Here is a 332-nt window from a genome sequence, read left to right on the forward strand (position 1 = left end):
ACCCAACTCAATACGATTATCTTGCGGCCGAAAAGCTTGAGGCAATCCAAGTCGATTCAGGCAATCTTGATGCGCTGATCCGCGAATGTTCCCGGTTAAGCGTGAGGTATGACATTGCTGGCATTACGGGCTTTGCGGGCAATGACGAGTCGGTCTCTGCGACAGTTGGCAAGCTCTGCCAGCATTTCGATCTGCCGGGGCCGGACCCCATATCCATTGAAAGATGCTGCGACAAGTACACTCAACGTCAGCTCCTCGCGAAGGCCGATGTTCCAATGCCTGCTTATCGCTTGGCAGCGAATGCGACGGAGGTTCAAAGCTTTGCAGCGGAG

1 pseudogene is annotated in these 332 nt (G+C 54.2%); it reads left to right on the plus strand.

The features are described 5' to 3' along the window. Positions 1-332 (plus strand): annotated as a pseudogene (locus tag EOA49_RS32435) (hypothetical protein); the annotation flags it as partial.

Origin of the sequence: Mesorhizobium sp. M1A.F.Ca.IN.020.04.1.1, from assembly GCF_003997315.1 — a bacterium.
Lineage (GTDB): Bacteria > Pseudomonadota > Alphaproteobacteria > Rhizobiales > Rhizobiaceae > Mesorhizobium.